Annotated in this window: 18 protein-coding genes; 10 read left to right on the top strand and 8 right to left on the bottom strand. The window is 57.8% G+C overall.

From position 1 onward, the window contains the following. Positions 1-78: 78 nt before the first annotated feature. Positions 79-540, bottom strand: coding sequence for a DNA starvation/stationary phase protection protein (locus tag MWU39_RS01915; protein WP_247158285.1), 462 nt, complete (start codon positions 538-540; stop codon positions 79-81). 140 nt (positions 541-680) lie between these two features. After that, complete coding sequence (locus tag MWU39_RS01910) at positions 681-1,244, bottom strand: hypothetical protein (RefSeq protein ID WP_247158284.1); 564 nt, start codon at positions 1,242-1,244, stop codon at positions 681-683. A gap of 113 nt (positions 1,245-1,357) precedes the next feature. On the opposite strand from MWU39_RS01910, the gene MWU39_RS01905 reads away from it, so the two are divergent. Then, positions 1,358-2,152 carry an SDR family oxidoreductase gene (locus tag MWU39_RS01905; RefSeq protein ID WP_247158283.1) on the top strand — a complete coding sequence of 265 codons (795 nt, stop codon included), beginning with the start codon at positions 1,358-1,360 and terminating at the stop codon, positions 2,150-2,152. A 13-nt stretch (positions 2,153-2,165) separates the two neighbouring features. Here the strand turns inward: MWU39_RS01905 and MWU39_RS01900 are convergent, their stop codons facing one another. Continuing rightward, the gene (locus MWU39_RS01900) at positions 2,166-2,279 is read right to left on the bottom strand and encodes an enoyl-CoA hydratase (protein WP_247158282.1); all 114 of its coding nucleotides are present in this window, start codon (positions 2,277-2,279) and stop codon (positions 2,166-2,168) included. Between the two features lie 24 nt (positions 2,280-2,303). Next, entirely contained in the window at positions 2,304-2,417 is a 114-nt protein-coding gene (locus tag MWU39_RS01895) for an enoyl-CoA hydratase (RefSeq protein ID WP_247158281.1), read from the bottom strand. Positions 2,418-2,717: 300 nt separating this feature from the next. Here MWU39_RS01895 and MWU39_RS01890 point away from each other — a divergent pair, with 300 nt between their 5' ends. The 5 genes from MWU39_RS01890 to MWU39_RS01870 are packed head-to-tail and all read left to right on the top strand — an operon-like array spanning position 2,718 to position 6,385. After that, positions 2,718-4,211, top strand: coding sequence for a CoA-acylating methylmalonate-semialdehyde dehydrogenase (locus tag MWU39_RS01890; RefSeq protein WP_247158280.1), 1,494 nt, complete (start codon positions 2,718-2,720; stop codon positions 4,209-4,211). Between the two features lie 5 nt (positions 4,212-4,216). Then, positions 4,217-5,179, top strand: coding sequence for a polysaccharide deacetylase family protein (locus MWU39_RS01885; RefSeq protein WP_247158279.1), 963 nt, complete (start codon positions 4,217-4,219; stop codon positions 5,177-5,179). A gap of 2 nt (positions 5,180-5,181) precedes the next feature. Continuing rightward, entirely contained in the window at positions 5,182-5,682 is a 501-nt protein-coding gene (locus tag MWU39_RS01880) for a hypothetical protein (RefSeq protein WP_247158278.1), read from the top strand. Further along, entirely contained in the window at positions 5,679-5,996 is a 318-nt protein-coding gene (locus MWU39_RS01875) for an I78 family peptidase inhibitor (RefSeq protein WP_247158277.1), read from the top strand. The genes MWU39_RS01880 and MWU39_RS01875 overlap by 4 nt, the downstream gene beginning before the upstream one ends. After that, positions 5,993-6,385, top strand: coding sequence for a RidA family protein (locus MWU39_RS01870; RefSeq protein ID WP_247158276.1), 393 nt, complete (start codon positions 5,993-5,995; stop codon positions 6,383-6,385). Before MWU39_RS01875 ends, MWU39_RS01870 begins: the two co-directional genes overlap by 4 nt. Here the strand turns inward: MWU39_RS01870 and MWU39_RS01865 are convergent. Then, complete coding sequence (locus tag MWU39_RS01865; RefSeq protein WP_247158275.1) at positions 6,382-6,789, bottom strand: hypothetical protein; 408 nt, start codon at positions 6,787-6,789, stop codon at positions 6,382-6,384. The genes MWU39_RS01870 and MWU39_RS01865 overlap by 4 nt on opposite strands. Before the next feature lie 137 nt (positions 6,790-6,926). Between MWU39_RS01865 and MWU39_RS01860 the strand changes: the two genes are divergently transcribed. Genes MWU39_RS01860 through mmsB form a run of 4 tightly spaced genes read left to right on the top strand, consistent with a single transcriptional unit; the run spans position 6,927 to position 10,845 of the window. Then, positions 6,927-8,072: an acyl-CoA dehydrogenase family protein gene (locus tag MWU39_RS01860; protein WP_247158274.1), complete on the top strand. Its 1,146-nt coding sequence runs from the start codon at positions 6,927-6,929 to the stop codon at positions 8,070-8,072. 27 nt (positions 8,073-8,099) lie between these two features. Further along, the gene (locus MWU39_RS01855; protein ID WP_247158273.1) at positions 8,100-9,158 is read left to right on the top strand and encodes an enoyl-CoA hydratase/isomerase family protein; all 1,059 of its coding nucleotides are present in this window, start codon (positions 8,100-8,102) and stop codon (positions 9,156-9,158) included. Then, positions 9,155-9,949: an enoyl-CoA hydratase-related protein gene (locus tag MWU39_RS01850; protein WP_247158272.1), complete on the top strand. Its 795-nt coding sequence runs from the start codon at positions 9,155-9,157 to the stop codon at positions 9,947-9,949. The genes MWU39_RS01855 and MWU39_RS01850 overlap by 4 nt, the downstream gene beginning before the upstream one ends. A 26-nt stretch (positions 9,950-9,975) precedes the next feature. Beyond that, a complete protein-coding gene (gene mmsB, locus MWU39_RS01845) occupies positions 9,976-10,845 on the top strand; it encodes a 3-hydroxyisobutyrate dehydrogenase (protein ID WP_247158271.1) in 870 nt (289 codons plus the stop codon). Here mmsB and MWU39_RS01840 read toward each other — a convergent pair. The 3 genes from MWU39_RS01840 to gcvPA are packed head-to-tail and all read right to left on the bottom strand — an operon-like array spanning position 10,832 to position 14,530. After that, a complete protein-coding gene (locus MWU39_RS01840; protein WP_247158270.1) occupies positions 10,832-11,557 on the bottom strand; it encodes a hypothetical protein in 726 nt (241 codons plus the stop codon). The two genes, mmsB and MWU39_RS01840, sit on opposite strands and share 14 nt — an antisense overlap. A gap of 10 nt (positions 11,558-11,567) precedes the next feature. Beyond that, positions 11,568-13,157 (bottom strand): aminomethyl-transferring glycine dehydrogenase subunit GcvPB, encoded by a 1,590-nt coding sequence (gene gcvPB / locus MWU39_RS01835; RefSeq protein WP_247158269.1) that lies wholly within the window; start codon positions 13,155-13,157, stop codon positions 11,568-11,570. Then, positions 13,154-14,530, bottom strand: coding sequence for an aminomethyl-transferring glycine dehydrogenase subunit GcvPA (gene gcvPA, locus MWU39_RS01830; protein ID WP_247158268.1), 1,377 nt, complete (start codon positions 14,528-14,530; stop codon positions 13,154-13,156). The genes gcvPB and gcvPA overlap by 4 nt, the downstream gene beginning before the upstream one ends. Between the last annotated feature and the right edge of the window lie 62 nt (positions 14,531-14,592).

Genomic DNA, 14,592 nt, shown 5'->3' with positions numbered 1-14,592 from the left:
AAGGGCTGCTTCCGGCTAACCGGAAACAGCCCTTTTGATGTGGACGCTTTTACGCACCCTGTATTTGTGTTGTTCGGCTTATCCGAGCGTTGATGTCAGGAACCACACGCGTTCTTCCGCCATGTCGGTCCAGTCATCCAGCAGACCGTCGGTGGCGTTGTCGCCTGCCTGTTCGGCCAATTCCTTCATCGCCTTAAGACGCTCAACCATTTTCGCATTATCGTCGCGAAGTTCGGCAACCATATCTTCCGCGCTCAGCGTCGCGCTGTCTTGGTTCTTCACCTGCGTGTGCTCGGCAATCATTCCTACCGATGTAATCGTGTCGCCGCCCAGTTTGCGGGCGCGCTCACCAATGACATCGATTTGGTCGCGAATTTCAATAGCCTGCTCGTCAAACAGCAAGTGTAGGTCGCGGAAACGCGGCCCCTTCACATGCCAATGAAAGTTCTTCGTCTTCACATAGAGCGCAAAGTGATCGGCCAGTAGACCATTGATTTCAGCGATGAGAGCAGTTTTCGAGTTGTTGTTTGGATCAAGCATACTTGTCCTCCTGATTGGTGTTAAACGGGATGACCGCCTGCAAAAGGGGAAGCGGTCGCCGTGTATTTCTTCAACCAACCAACGACTAAGCTATGGATTTGTTTCGAGAAAAATCAGATCGCAAAAATCGAATAATCCGATCACAGCTCCGCGAAACGAGCGTTCAATCCGATGAAAAGCGCCGCAACAATCAAACACGCACCTATAAAAATGCGGACATAATACAGCGGATATTGATCCAGCCGCGCTTTACCAGCGGCCCAGCCCAGCGCGATCGCTGCCATGCCGCCCAATGCGCCGCCCAAGATCGTGACAACCGGATACACGGCCTGCGCAGCAAAAGCGAAAATCACAAACCGCGCCGCATCGCCAAATTGCCGGAGGAGCACGACTGCGCCAATGGCGATATAGCTGCGTGTCGGTTCCTTCATTCGCTTAAGCTTGATCGGCCAGAACAGCTCTAAACCGGCAAATGCCAGCGCGATGGCAACCAGCATATTGGCCGCACGATCGGGCAACATCGCGGCTATTGTCCATCCGGCATAAGCCATCGCCGCCGCACTTGCCGCGGCGCACGCCATGCCCAAAATCAGCAGACCAGTGGTTTTCTCAAGCTCGTCAGAGAATTGCGCGATGATCATCTGGTCACGCCCACCAAGCGCGATGATAAATGTCAGCAGCAATGTGAACATGAAAGCGTCCATGGAACCTGCCCTAGCATGCCAGTCACGCTGCGCCAGCCTCCGCATGCTTGCCCTATCGCGGCGTCGAAAATTCAGGCTAAGGATGGAAGCGAGAGAGACGCATAGGAGAGATTATGAAATTGGAAACAGGCATGGCGGCCGTCGTAACAGGCGGAGCATCGGGACTTGGCCGGGCCAGCGCGGCGGCGCTTGCGAAAAAAGGCATGAAAGTCGCGATTTTCGACATCAATGATGAAGCTGGGGAAGAACACGCAAAAGCTATCGGCGGCACGTTCCATCATGTCGACATCATGGATGAAGAGAGCGTCGAAGCGGGCTTTGCTGCAGCGCGCGCTGCCAATGGTCAGGAGCGTGTGACAGTACACTGCGCGATGGCTTCGAAACGCGGCAAGACCATCGGGTTTGATAAAACAGCGGGCGGCTACAAACGGCTTTCAACCGAGGATTACGAGTTCGGCGCGCAAGGCATTCTGGTCGCGAGTTATCGGATCGCCAGCATCTCCGCCTTGGGGATGGCAAACTCCGATCCGGTCAATGATGATGGGGAACGAGGATCAATCACGCTCACCGCGAGCGTCGCGGCGCAGGACGGCCAAATCGGCCAGACAATTTATGGAAGCTGTAAATCGGGCGTGAACGGCATGGTTCTGCCGATGGCGCGCGATCTGATGGATTTGGGCATTCGGGTGAACTCCGTGATGCCCGGCATTTTTGCGACGCCTTTGATGCTGGGAATGAAAGATAGAAATCCGCAGATGTGGGATCAGTTGAACGCTAGTGTGCCCTTCCCAAAACGCCTTGGCGAGCCCGAAGAGTTTGCGTCTCTCATTTGTGAGATTGCTGGCAATTCGTATATTAACGGCCATCAATTCAGGCTGGACGGCGCGATTAGAATGCCGCCCAAATAATTGTGTCGAGCGATCAGGCGAAAACGCCTGGGCTGGCCGAGACAATCGCCGTGGCGAAGAGAATGGCCGAAATGCTGAGCGAGAAAATGGCTGCGAGGACGGTCGAATTGGTGTCTGTGTTGGTCATGGCGAATTCTCCTGAAATAGGCGCTTAAGCGAAAAGGCTTGGGCTGGCTGGGACGACGGCAGTGGCAAAAAGAACCGCAGAAATGCTGAGCGAAAATACGGCTGCGAGAACGGTGTTGTTGGTTTCGGTAGTGAACATGGTGAAGTCTCCTGATGCTTGTTTCGTGTCTGGCGGGACCATCCCGCTGGATGAAACGTACTCTGCAGGAGCTGTGCCAAACTGAAGAAACCGCAGAAAACTGCGAGTTTGCGCTGGTAGCGCGTCACACCGCTAGGACCGCAATTCGGATAGTTGGGAAATTTCACCTATGTTTGGGGTGTACGTTTTCGCTCACAGCAAAGTCGCCTGTGAGACCTTACCTTGCGACACCAGTGATTGGCTTCGTGCGCCGCTAACGCTACGGAGAGTGTCAGAATCGTAAACTCGAGAGGAATAATCATGCGCCAGGTTGATCACTTCATCGTCGGAGACAGCCCTGCCCCCACGCGCAAGCACCAGATATGGAACCCGTCGACTGGCGAAGTTCAGGCCGAGGTTCCGCTGGCTGGCGCATCCCTGCTCGATCAGGCTGTAGAAACGGCGAAAAAAGTCCAGCCGGAATGGGCCGCGACCAACCCGCAGAAACGCGCCCGTGTGATGTTCAAGTTCAAAGAGCTGATCGAAGCGAACATGCAGAGCCTCGCCGAGCTGCTTTCCTCCGAGCACGGCAAGGTTGTCGACGATGCCAAAGGCGACGTCCAACGTGGGCTTGAAGTGATCGAGTATGCCTGCGGCATCCCGCAGGTCTTGAAGGGCGAATTCACACAAGGCGCAGGGCCGGGCATTGATGTTTTCTCGATGCGTCAACCGCTCGGCATCGGCGCGGGCATCACCCCGTTCAACTTTCCCGCAATGATCCCGATGTGGATGTTCGGCATGGCCTGCGCAGCGGGCAACGCCTTCATCCTGAAACCGTCCGAGCGCGATCCAAGCGTGCCCGTGCGCCTCGCCGAACTGTTCGTTGAAGCGGGCGCTCCTGAAGGTCTGCTGCAAGTGGTCCACGGTGACAAAGAAATGGTCGACGCGATTATCGATCACCCAGATATTCCAGCGATCAGCTTCGTCGGATCGTCCGACATCGCGCAATATATCTACTCGCGCGGCACGGCCAATGCGAAGCGCGTGCAGGCATTTGGCGGCGCGAAAAACCACGGCATTGTCATGCCCGATGCCGATCTCGATCAGGTTGTGAATGACCTGACTGGCGCCGCGTTCGGCTCCGCAGGTGAGCGCTGCATGGCTCTGCCCGTCGTCGTGCCGGTTGGCGAAGACACCGCCAACCGCCTGCGCGAAAAACTGATCCCGGCGATCAACGCATTGCGCGTTGGCGTCTCCAACGATCCCGATGCCCATTATGGCCCGGTTGTCACCCCTGAGCACAAAGCCCGCGTCGAACAATGGATCACCACTGCCGAGGAAGAGGGCAGCGAGATCGTAATCGATGGTCGCGGCTTTACGCTGCAAGGACATGAGGACGGCTTCTTTGTCGGCCCGACCCTAATCGATGGCGTCACCGAGCAGATGAAAAGCTATCAGGAAGAAATCTTTGGCCCCGTGCTTCAGATCGTACGCGCCAAAGACTTCGAAGATGCTGTGCGTCTGCCGAGCGAGCATCAATACGGCAACGGTGTCGCGATCTTCACCCGCAACGGCCACGCCGCGCGCGAATTTGCAAGCCGCGTTCAGGTCGGCATGGTCGGCGTGAACGTGCCAATCCCTGTACCAGTCAGTTATCACAGCTTTGGCGGGTGGAAGCGGTCAGGCTTTGGCGATATCGATCAATACGGTACAGAAGGCCTCGCGTTCTGGACGAAGAACAAGAAAGTCACCCAGCGCTGGCCCGATGGCGGCGGCGATGGATCGAACGCCTTTATCATTCCAACCATGGGGTAATTGATTTGCCTTTTCTGCGCTCGATGCTGATGCTTTTTGCGGCCTTGTTACCGGGGGCATTGGCTGCGGAGGAAGCCGCTGAAGGAACACCGGTCAAGCGTATCGCGCTAAGCTTTGACGATACGCCGCGATTTGAAGGCGCACTCTATTCCGATGACGAGCGATCGATCCGCCTGATCGCAGCTTTGCATGGGGGCGGCGTCAAACAGGCGGCGTTTTTCATCAACCCGGGCAAGCTCGCGGAAAAGCCGGGCGGCAAGGCTCGCATTGCTGCCTATGTCGCTGCGGGTCATGTGATTGCCAATCACACATTCTCGCACCCGCAGCTGCGCGACACTGATACGCAAATCTACATCAACAATATTCGCGCTGCGGCAGACTGGCTTGACGGGCGCAAAGGCAATCGTCCTTGGTTCCGATTTCCGTTTCTGGATGAAGGCGGCAAAGACAAGGTGAAACGCGATGCCATACGCGGTACCCTAGATGAGATGGGGTTGCGCAATGGCTATGTAACTGTCGATGCCTCCGACTGGTTCTACGACGCCGAGTTCGGCAGGGCGGTGCGTGCTGGTAAGACGGTCAATATGGATGCGCTTAAGGCGCTATTCGTTGAAAGCCATGTCGGTGCAGCTGCTGCTTATGACCGGATCGCAAGAGAAACCCTCGGACGCTCGCCAGCGCATGTGATGTTGCTGCACGAAAGCGATCTGACTGTCCTTGCTTTGCCCGATCTTATCGCTGCGCTGCAAGTCGCTGGCTGGGAGATCATCACCGCGGACGAGGCCTATGCTGATCCCATCGCAAATGAGATGCCCGATGTGCCGTATTCACAGGGCACGATTATAGAGATGATAGCTTGGGAACGCGGAATGCCCGCCCCACGCTGGTACGAGCGAAATGATACACGCGTTGCGGGCGAGCTGTTTCGCGAGCGCGTGTTGGTCGATGCGGAAGAGCCAAAGGAATGACAATGCGTAACACGGTCTGTTTAGTGCTGGCAGCGGCGGTGTCCGCTTGCGGCGCCGCCCCTGATCCAGCCGAGCCTACCCCGATTGAAACACCCATACCGGTCGAACCGGATGGCGGTATCGGTGACGGCGCAGGCCCGATCCCGGAAACCGATGAAGCCAACACCACCGATGCCGCGATCATCCCGGTCCGTTTTCAGGGCGTCTGGGATTACGAAGGCGGGACATGCGCGCTCGAAAGCGATTTGCGGATGGAAGTCTCCGCTGACGAAATCCTGTTTTACGAGTCCATTGGCACGGTGAACGCGGTTTCAGCCGATGGAGAGGACACGATCGTCACCCTCGCGGTGGAAGGCGAAGGCGAGACATGGGAGCAATCGACGCGGTTTTCGCTGATGGGTGAAGGCGACGATTTGCGCTTGCACACATCCGATGGCGAACAGCCGAAGCAAGCCGATGAATACCCCAGCAAAAAATGCCCGGCCGACGGGGAAAGCGAATGAGGATAGCTCTCGCCTTCGCCATGTCGCTTTGCCTGGCGGCCTGCACCGGAAGCTACTCGGCGCCGGAAACGAGCGTCGACCCTGCTGAACCCATCAAACGCCCACTCGGCATGACATGCGACGCCTCTTTTGCGCAGCATCATGTCGGCGAAAAGGTAACGCAGGAGCTGGGTCTGGTAATCCGCGAGGAAACCGGTGCGAAAAGCCTGCGATGGGGTCCGCCCAATTCGGCATGGACGATGGATTACAGCGAAACCCGCGTGAATGTCCGCTATGATGAAACGATGACGATCACAGCGATAACCTGCGGATGAGTACGCGCTCTCGCACAAGCTCAGGGTCTCCGTTTGAAGCCCAATTCGGTTTCTGCCGCGCGGTGAGAGATGGCAACAGGATTGTTGTCGCCGGAACAGGGCCGATTGAGCCCGATGGCAGAACAACGCCGGGCGGAGCAGCTGAACAGGCTGTGCGCTGCTGCGAATTGATTGTGAAAGCTATCGAAGACTTGGGCGGCAGCGCGAAAGATGTCGTCCGCACCCGCATGCTGCTGACCGATTTCGATGATCAGGCTGCGGTTGGCGATGTTCATGCGCGCTATTTCGGAGAGGCCAAGCCCGCCGCAACTATGGCCGGCGTTGCTTGGCTGTGCCGCGCGGAATGGAAGATTGAAATCGAGGCCGAAGCAATTGTTTGTGAAGCCTAAACCGAGACCCGAACAAACGACATATTAACACGCTCAATCTCGACTTTGCTTTCAACGTCAACAATCAGATCGCTCAGGCTCTCCATCGCATCGAACTCTTGTGCGCCAACTATGGTGCGCAGCCGTCTGCCCGGTTCGGCAATGAGGATTGCGGGCAGATCATGGCTCTCTCCCGGATAGTCTGCTGCAAAATCATCGCGGTGATGGAAAACAACGTCCATCGGCAGGTCGTCTAGGAATTGTTTCCACTCGCCGCGCATCGAAACCGGCCCATATGTCAGGGCGCAAAGCGAACATGGATAGGTGTCAGGAGCGAACTGTTTATGCAGCGCATGAAGGAGCATATTCAGCGCACCTCCATCCGCGTTATAGACTATCAAGAGCTTCGCTTTTTGCATGTTCATATCATTAGCTACGTTAAGCGAGCGAAATTGGTTACATCCTTGCGAAAACTTTTTCGCGGCTTTCTGCTTCGTGCCAAGTAAATCCCGCAGTCTGCCAGCCCTTTTCTCGCGCCGCGAAGCGGGGTAGATGCGGGCATATGACAGGACAATTTCAGCTCACCGAAGATCAGCTTGCGATCCAGGAAATGGCGCAGCGATTCACCGCCGACAACATCACTCCGCACGCCGGAGAATGGGATGAGAAACATATCTTCCCCAAAGACGTGATCAAGCAAACCGCCGAGCTGGGCTTTGGCGCGATTTACGTCTCAGAGGAATCAGGCGGCATCGGGCTTGGCCGGCTTGAAGCTGCGCTGATTATGGAAGCGATGGCCTATGGCTGCCCGACGACCAGCGCCTTTATCTCCATCCACAATATGGCCGCTTGGATGATCGACACATTCGGCAATGCGGATGTGAAAGAACGGTATTTGCCCGACCTGATCAGCATGGAGAAAATCGCGAGCTATTGCCTGACCGAGCCGGGCAGCGGTTCGGACGCCGCGGGCCTCAAGACTAACGCGGTTCTGAATGGCGATCACTATGTCTTGAACGGCACGAAACAGTTCATTTCCGGCGGCGGCGTGAACGATGTTTACGTGACCATGGTCCGCACGAGCGATCACAAGACAAAAGGCATCACCTGCCTCGTGATCGACAAAGACACACCCGGCGTCAGTTTCGGCGCGCCGGAGAAAAAATTGGGCTGGAACGCTTCCCCTACCGCGCAGGTCATTTTTGAAGACGCGCGCATTCCCGTCACCAACCGTGTCGGTGATGAAGGCGAAGGCTTCCGCTTTGCGATGATGGGGCTCGACGGCGGACGCCTTAACATCGGCGCCTGCTCACTTGGCGGGGCTCAACGGTGTCTGGACGAAGCGATTGCCTACACCAAGGATCGCAAGCAGTTCGACACGCCGATCGCCGATTTTCAGAACACGCAGTTTATGCTCGCGGACATGGCGACCGATCTAGAAAGCGCGCGCGCGCTGCTTTATCTTGCTGCCGCCAAAGTCACCGACAATGCGCCAGACAAATCGCGCTTTTCCGCGATGGCGAAACGGCTTGCGACTGACAATGGCAGCAAGGTCGTCAATGATGCGCTCCAGCTGTTCGGCGGCTACGGCTATCTCAAAGATTACCCGATCGAACGGTTCTGGCGCGATCTGCGCGTGCATTCGATCCTCGAAGGCACCAACCAGGTTATGCGCATGATCGTGGGCCGGGATTTGCTGCGCCAGTAATCGGCGCGGACATTAGAAAGGGGTTTCATGACCCAAGACGTAATTACACGCATTGACGGCCCGGTTGGGCGTATTTCGCTTAATCGTCCAAAGGCGCTTCATGCTCTCACGCTGGAGATGTGCCATGCAATGAGCGCAGCGCTCAGCGAGTGGGCGAATGATGACGCGATCGAAGCCGTCATTATCGATCATGTTGAAGGTTCGCGTGGTTTCTGCGCGGGCGGCGACATCGCTTTTCTGCGGGATTCCGCGCTGAACGATGGCGGCGTTTCGGGCCGCAAATTCTTCCATGACGAATATCAGCTCAACCATCAGCTGTTCACCTACACCAAACCTGTGGTCGCCTTTATGGACGGGATCACGATGGGCGGCGGCGTAGGCATTTCCCAGCCCGCCAAATTCCGCGTCGCAACCGAAAATACCCGGTTTGCTATGCCGGAAACTGGCATCGGCCTGTTCCCCGATGTTGGCGGCGGCTGGTATCTTTCGCGGCTCGGCGGTCGCCTTGGCCAATTCCTCGCGCTGACTGGCGCGCGGCTCGATGGTGCAGAGGCGCATTGGACTGGTCTGGCAACGCACTATGTGCCCAGCGACATGCTCGAAGACTTGAAGGCGCGAATTATCGAACGCCCCAGCCGTATCGCGGGGATTCTTTCAGAACCGGTCGGCACTCCGCCTGAGGCTCGAATTGAAAGGAACGCCCTCAAAATCGCGAAGCATTTCGCATCCGATACATACGAGGACATTCTGGCTAGCCTTGAAGCTGCCATTGCCGAAGGCGATACATGGGCTGAAAAAGAGCGCGATACGCTCGGCACGAAAAGCCCGCAGACTTGCAAGGTGGCGCTCCGCCAGTTGGCGACCAGCCTCGACCTGCCAACTTTTGCCGACAATATGGTGATGGAATACCGCATCGCATCGCGCGTGTTGACCCGCCCCGATTTCTCAGAGGGCGTGCGCGCCGTGATCACCGACAAAACCAATGATCCGAAATGGGATCCGGCAACCCCGCAAGATGTAAGCGACGCTCTGATCGACAGTATCTTTGCCCCGCTGCCTGCAGACGAAGAATGGAAACCACTATGAGCTTTGAAACGATCACCGTCGAGACCGATGCGCAGGGGACCAAAGGCGTCACTTTGATGACGCTTAACCGGCCAAAGGCGCTCAATGCGCTGAATTCGGTCGTTCTGGCCGAATTGATCGAAGCCTTCGCCGCTTATCAGGCCGATGACAGCCAGCTTTGTGCCGTGTTGACGGGATCGGGCGAGAAAGCCTTCGCTGCGGGCGCTGACATCAAAGAGATGAGCGAGAAAGCCGCCGCTGATTTCTATCTCGACGATTTCTTTTCGCCGTGGACTTCCGAAATCGTGAAGAAAACCCGCAAGCCGTGGATCGCAGCGGTCAATGGCTTTGCGCTGGGCGGCGGGTGCGAGCTTGCGATGATGGCCGACTTTATCATCGCGGCGGACAACGCGAAGTTCGGTCAGCCAGAAATCAAGCTGGGCGTGGCCCCCGGTATGGGCGGTTCGCAGCGCCTGACCCGCGCGATTGGCAAGTCCAAGTCGATGGAAATGTGCCTGACAGGCCGGATGATGAGCGCGGACGAAGCGGAGCGCGCCAATCTGGTCGTTCGCGTCGTGCCGCAAGCCGACTTGCTCGCCGATGCGCTCAAGACCGCTGGCACCATTGCCGCGATGCCGCCAATGGCGGCTATCGCGAACAAGGAAATGGTCAATGCCGCGTTTGAAATGACGCTGGATCAGGGTCTCATTATGGAGCGCCGCATCTTCCAGATCCTCACCGCGAGTGAAGACAAAGCGGAAGGCATGGCCGCCTTTATCGAGAAACGCGAAGGGCAATGGAAGGGCCGCTAAGGCCTTCCATCGGGAGAGAGAAAAGCATGAAAATCGCATTTATCGGACTGGGCAATATGGGCGGCGGAATGGCTGCGAACCTTGTGAAAGCAGGCCATGATGTGCGCGCGTTTGACCTTAGTCAGGACGCGCTGAATGCGGCGAAAAGCGCAGGCTGCGCTGTCTTTGGCTCAATTGAAGACGCTGTCTCAGGCGTAGAAGCGGTCGTCTCGATGCTGCCCAATGGCGCGATTGTGAAAGGGGTCTATTCCGATTCCGTGATCGAAACCGCGCCTGAGGGTTCAGTGCTCCTTGACTGCTCCACCATCGATGTTGCGACCGCGCGCGAAGTCATCACCGCTGCGACAGAGGCAAGCTATGACATGGTCGATGCGCCCGTTTCGGGCGGGATCGCGGCGGCCAATGGCGGAACGCTCACTTTCATGGTCGGCGGTAGCGACAGCGCATTTGCTCGCGCCAAACCCATTCTCGAAGCGATGGGCAAGGCTGTAATTCACGCAGGCGATGCAGGCGCAGGTCAAACGGCCAAGATCTGCAACAACATGCTGCTCGCCATAACGATGATCGGCACTGCTGAGGCGATAAAAATGGCGGAGAAGCTGGGTCTGGATCCGCAGAAATTCTATGAAATCAGCTCGCAAAGTTCTGGCTACAATTGGTCGCTAAACGCTTACACCCCTTTGCCGGGTGTCGGTGTCGAAAGTCCGGCGGACAATAACTACGCTGGCGGCTTTGCTACACCATTGATGGTGAAGGATTTGCGGCTTGCGATGGAAGCGGCTGAAACCGCAGATGCCGCAGTGCCGCTGGGTGCCCGCGCCGCAGCGCTTTACGAGGACTTTTTGGGGGCGGGTAACGAAGACCTCGATTTTTCCGCCATCATCAAGACCTATTGATCTCTGCGATAATCTGTTCGAGCCATTCCCGCGGAGCCGTGCGCCTGCCGATATCGGCCACAAATTCCTGTCCGCGCGCCACACTGCGGAGCCTGCTGCCACGCATCCAGCGATCCGGGCGGTCGTGGTAGGATAGGCCGCCGCGTCTGAGCCAGTCGGGCCGCTGCCACAGGCTTGGCGGGCCTTTGGGGACAGTGAGCCGCAAAGCATCGCTCGCGCGATTCGCAGTGCGTCCTTCCCCACGCCAGATCACGTCATTGGAACTGTGCATCTCCAGCGCATGAGGATGCGCAATGTCGACCAGATCAACCGGGGCGCCGCCCTTAAGAGCGATCATCTCTTCCACGCGCAAATAGCCAAAGATGCGATGGTGCGGCTCGCGCGTCTCCTCTTCGGCAAAGAGGCCAAAGAACACGAACACATCGCCTAGCCCGACACCCTGCCGTTCGAGATGCGTTTGCGCCGCGCTGTGCTGTCCAAAGACGCATGTTCCATCATCGCAGAACATCGGATCGTGATGGCACAGATCATCCGCGCCCAGCTTTCCTTTGCTCGCAAGCGACGCGTGATCCCCAAGCCCGAGACCGCCATAGGTCGTGCGCGAAGCCGTGCCAGCTGGAATAGGCAGACTGAGCGGGCGGCCATCAACAATAGGCGACGGCCCACCGCCTGCGCTGCTATCAAAACCCTTACGGCTGAAGACAATCTTCACAGGGTGACGATCACCCTTCCGGCGCTTCCCATGCCAGCTTTGGCTTACGTGCAGCGGCGGTCTCATCGAGACGGCGCCGCGGAGCGTAGTATGGTGCCTGCTTCATAGTTTCGTCTCCATCCAATGCGCGCTGCGCCACTGAACGGAAAGCGGTGATGAACTGATCAATCGAAGCCTTGCTCTCGGTTTCGGTCGGCTCAACCAGCATCGCGCCGTGAACCACCAGCGGGAAATATACCGTCATCGGGTGATAGCCCTCATCGATCAGCGCTTTGGCCAGATCGAGTGTCGACAGATCATTGCCGAAGTCTTTGTCGCCAAACAGAGCTTCGTGCATGCAAGGGCCGGCATCCGCAAATGGCGCATGGAGCAAGTCTTCGAGGCTGCGTAGGATGTAATTGGCGTTCAGCACCGCATCCTCGGCCACCTGTTTCAGACCGTCTGCGCCATGGCTGAGCATGTATGTCAGCGCGCGGGTGAACATACCCATCTGGCCATGGAATGCTGTCATCCGGCCAAAGTGTCCAAGTTCACCGCCGAAATGTTCGCGGGCGAACTCGTCGGCCTGCTCTTCTTCAATCAGGTGGACCACGCCGTCCTTCGTGCGCGCTGTGTAAGGCAGCGGCATGTAAGGCGCGAGCGCTTCCGAAAGTACGACCGGGCCGGAACCCGGGCCGCCGCCGCCATGCGGGGTGGAGAAGGTCTTATGCAAGTTGATGTGCATCGCATCGACGCCAAGATCACCCGGGCGAACCTTACCGACAATCGCGTTGAAGTTTGCACCGTCACAATAGACAAAACCGCCCGCTTCATGGACTGCATCCGCAATCTCGCGGAAGTCCTTCTCGAACAATCCGCATGTGTTGGGATTGGTGATCATCACCGCCGCAACATCCGGTCCTAGGCGCGCCTTCAACGCCTCGACATCAACGCGGCCTTCCGATGTGGCGGGGATGTTGTCTACCGCATAGCCCGCAAAGGCCGCAGTTGCCGGATTGGTGCCGTGCGCACTTTCCGGAACCAAAACGACCTTGCGGGCATCGCCGCGCGCTTCGAGTGCAGCCCGGATACAGAGAATTCCGCACAACTCGCCATGCGCGCCCGCTTTCGGGCTCATCGCGACACTGTGCATTCCGGTCAGTTTGATCAACCAATGCGCAAGCTCGTTCATCAATTCGAGCGCGCCGCTTACCGTTGAAACCGGCTGCAGTGGGTGAACATCGGCAAAGCCGGGAAGCCGCGCCATCTTCTCGTTGAGGCGCGGATTGTGCTTCATCGTGCAAGATCCGAGTGGGAAGAAACCAAGGTCGATGCCGTAATTCTGGCGGCTGAGACGGGTGTAGTGGCGCACCGTTTCCGGCTCGGTCAGGCCGACCAGACCAATCGCATCGTCACGCTCCAAGCCGCCCAGGCGGGTCGGCGCATTGGCATCCACCGCTGGCAGGTCGACACCGGTAGTTTCGGATGTGCCGATCTCGAAGATCAGCGGCTCTTCGAGCATCAAGGCCCGGTTGCCCGTTGTGGTTTGAGGGCCGTTATGCAGGCCGTCTTCGGCCGCTGCCATCTGCGGTTTCCAACCGGATTTGTTGGGTGCGTTCATTGGGCTGGCTCCTTCACAAGCGCTTCCAACTCGGTGGCAAGCGTCTCGATATCCTCTTCGGTGGTCATCTCTGTCACGGCGACCAGCAATGCATGATCAAGCGCCTTTACGCCGGGATAGAGCCGCCCGAGCGACACTCCGCCAAGCACGCCGCGATCCGCCATTTCGCGCACAATCTCGCGCGCTGGCTTGCCATCGAGCATCAGAATGAATTCGTTGAAGAATGCGTTGTTGAGCACCTTTACGCCCGGCACTTTGTCGAGACGGTCAGCCGCAAAGCAAGCGAGGCGGTGATTTTCGGCTGCGAGCTCGCGCATGCCCCGCTCACCCAGTAATGTCATGTGGACGCTGAACGCGAGCGCACAGAGGCCGGAGTTTGTGCAGATATTGGACGTCGCCTTTTCGCGGCGAATATGTTGTTCGCGGGTGGAAAGCGTCAGCACGTAACCGCGCTTGCCCTCTGCATCGGTGGTTTCACCGCAGAGACGGCCCGGCATCTGCCGGACATGTTTCGGATTGCGCACGGCAAACAGGCCGAGATACGGACCGCCAAATTGCAGACCAACGCCGATTGATTGGCCCTCGCCCACAACGATATCCGCACCGAGTTCTCCCGGCGATTTGATCGCACCGAGCGCCACCGGTTCGGTGTTCACTGCGACCAGCAAAGCGCCCTTTGCATGTGCAGCTTCCGCGACTTTAGAAAGGTCGCTGACCCGGCCCAGAATATCGGGATATTGCACAACCACACAGGCGGTTTCATCGTCGATCCGCGCAATCAAACCGTCGATGTCGGGCTCAGCCTGGATCGCAGGAGCGCTGTCGGCGATCTCGTCACCAGTGAACTGCGCCATGGTCTTCACGACTTGCGCGTAATGCGGGTGGAGCGCGCCGGAGAGAACCGCGCGTTTGCGCTTGGTCACGCGGGTCGCCATCGCCACGGCTTCCCAGCACGCTGTCGAGCCGTCGTAAAGCGAGGCGTTCGCCACCGCGCAGCCATACAGCTTTGCCACCTGCGTCTGGAATTCGAACAGCATTTGCAGCGTGCCTTGCGCGATTTCCGGCTGGTACGGTGTGTAAGCTGTCAAGAACTCACCGCGCTGGATCACCGTATCGACACTGGCCGGAACGTGGTGACGATAAGCACCCGCCCCAAGGAAGAACGGAGCATCACCCGCCGACAAATTCTTGCCCGCGAGGCGTTTCATATGACGTTCAACAGCCATCTCACTCGCATGCATCGGCAGATCATGGATCGGTCCGTCCAGCCGCGCGATTTCGGGCACATCAACGAACAGATCATCGATGCTGTTAGCACCGATTTTCGCCAGCATTTCGCCGCGGTCGGTATCAGTAAGTGGTAGGTAACGCATTGGAATTGTCTCCTGAGCCCGCTTTTTCGCCTAACGGGCAATCCGCAGTTCAACAGCTACGG

The sequence above is a fragment of the Erythrobacter sp. F6033 genome, assembly GCF_023016005.1.
GTDB lineage: Bacteria > Pseudomonadota > Alphaproteobacteria > Sphingomonadales > Sphingomonadaceae > Erythrobacter.
Note: the sequence above shows the minus strand (reverse complement) of the source record. Positions and strands in the feature narration are given on the sequence as shown.

What these genes read in the sequence shown, in the direction of transcription:
- mmsB (WP_247158271.1), top strand. Translation starts at nt 9,976, where the DNA reads ATGAAAATCGCATTTATCGGACTGGGCAATATGGGCGGCGGAATGGCT.
- MWU39_RS01880 (WP_247158278.1), top strand. Translation starts at nt 5,182, where the DNA reads ATGCGTAACACGGTCTGTTTAGTGCTGGCAGCGGCGGTGTCCGCTTGC.
- MWU39_RS01860 (WP_247158274.1), top strand. Translation starts at nt 6,927, where the DNA reads ATGACAGGACAATTTCAGCTCACCGAAGATCAGCTTGCGATCCAGGAA.
- MWU39_RS01875 (WP_247158277.1), top strand. Translation starts at nt 5,679, where the DNA reads ATGAGGATAGCTCTCGCCTTCGCCATGTCGCTTTGCCTGGCGGCCTGC.
- MWU39_RS01910 (WP_247158284.1), bottom strand. Translation starts at nt 1,244, where the DNA reads ATGGACGCTTTCATGTTCACATTGCTGCTGACATTTATCATCGCGCTT.
- gcvPA (WP_247158268.1), bottom strand. Translation starts at nt 14,530, where the DNA reads ATGCGTTACCTACCACTTACTGATACCGACCGCGGCGAAATGCTGGCG.
- MWU39_RS01900 (WP_247158282.1), bottom strand. Translation starts at nt 2,279, where the DNA reads ATGACCAACACAGACACCAATTCGACCGTCCTCGCAGCCATTTTCTCG.
- MWU39_RS01865 (WP_247158275.1), bottom strand. Translation starts at nt 6,789, where the DNA reads ATGAACATGCAAAAAGCGAAGCTCTTGATAGTCTATAACGCGGATGGA.
- MWU39_RS01895 (WP_247158281.1), bottom strand. Translation starts at nt 2,417, where the DNA reads ATGTTCACTACCGAAACCAACAACACCGTTCTCGCAGCCGTATTTTCG.
- MWU39_RS01850 (WP_247158272.1), top strand. Translation starts at nt 9,155, where the DNA reads ATGAGCTTTGAAACGATCACCGTCGAGACCGATGCGCAGGGGACCAAA.
- MWU39_RS01915 (WP_247158285.1), bottom strand. Translation starts at nt 540, where the DNA reads ATGCTTGATCCAAACAACAACTCGAAAACTGCTCTCATCGCTGAAATC.
- MWU39_RS01890 (WP_247158280.1), top strand. Translation starts at nt 2,718, where the DNA reads ATGCGCCAGGTTGATCACTTCATCGTCGGAGACAGCCCTGCCCCCACG.
- MWU39_RS01870 (WP_247158276.1), top strand. Translation starts at nt 5,993, where the DNA reads ATGAGTACGCGCTCTCGCACAAGCTCAGGGTCTCCGTTTGAAGCCCAA.
- gcvPB (WP_247158269.1), bottom strand. Translation starts at nt 13,157, where the DNA reads ATGAACGCACCCAACAAATCCGGTTGGAAACCGCAGATGGCAGCGGCC.
- MWU39_RS01905 (WP_247158283.1), top strand. Translation starts at nt 1,358, where the DNA reads ATGAAATTGGAAACAGGCATGGCGGCCGTCGTAACAGGCGGAGCATCG.
- MWU39_RS01855 (WP_247158273.1), top strand. Translation starts at nt 8,100, where the DNA reads ATGACCCAAGACGTAATTACACGCATTGACGGCCCGGTTGGGCGTATT.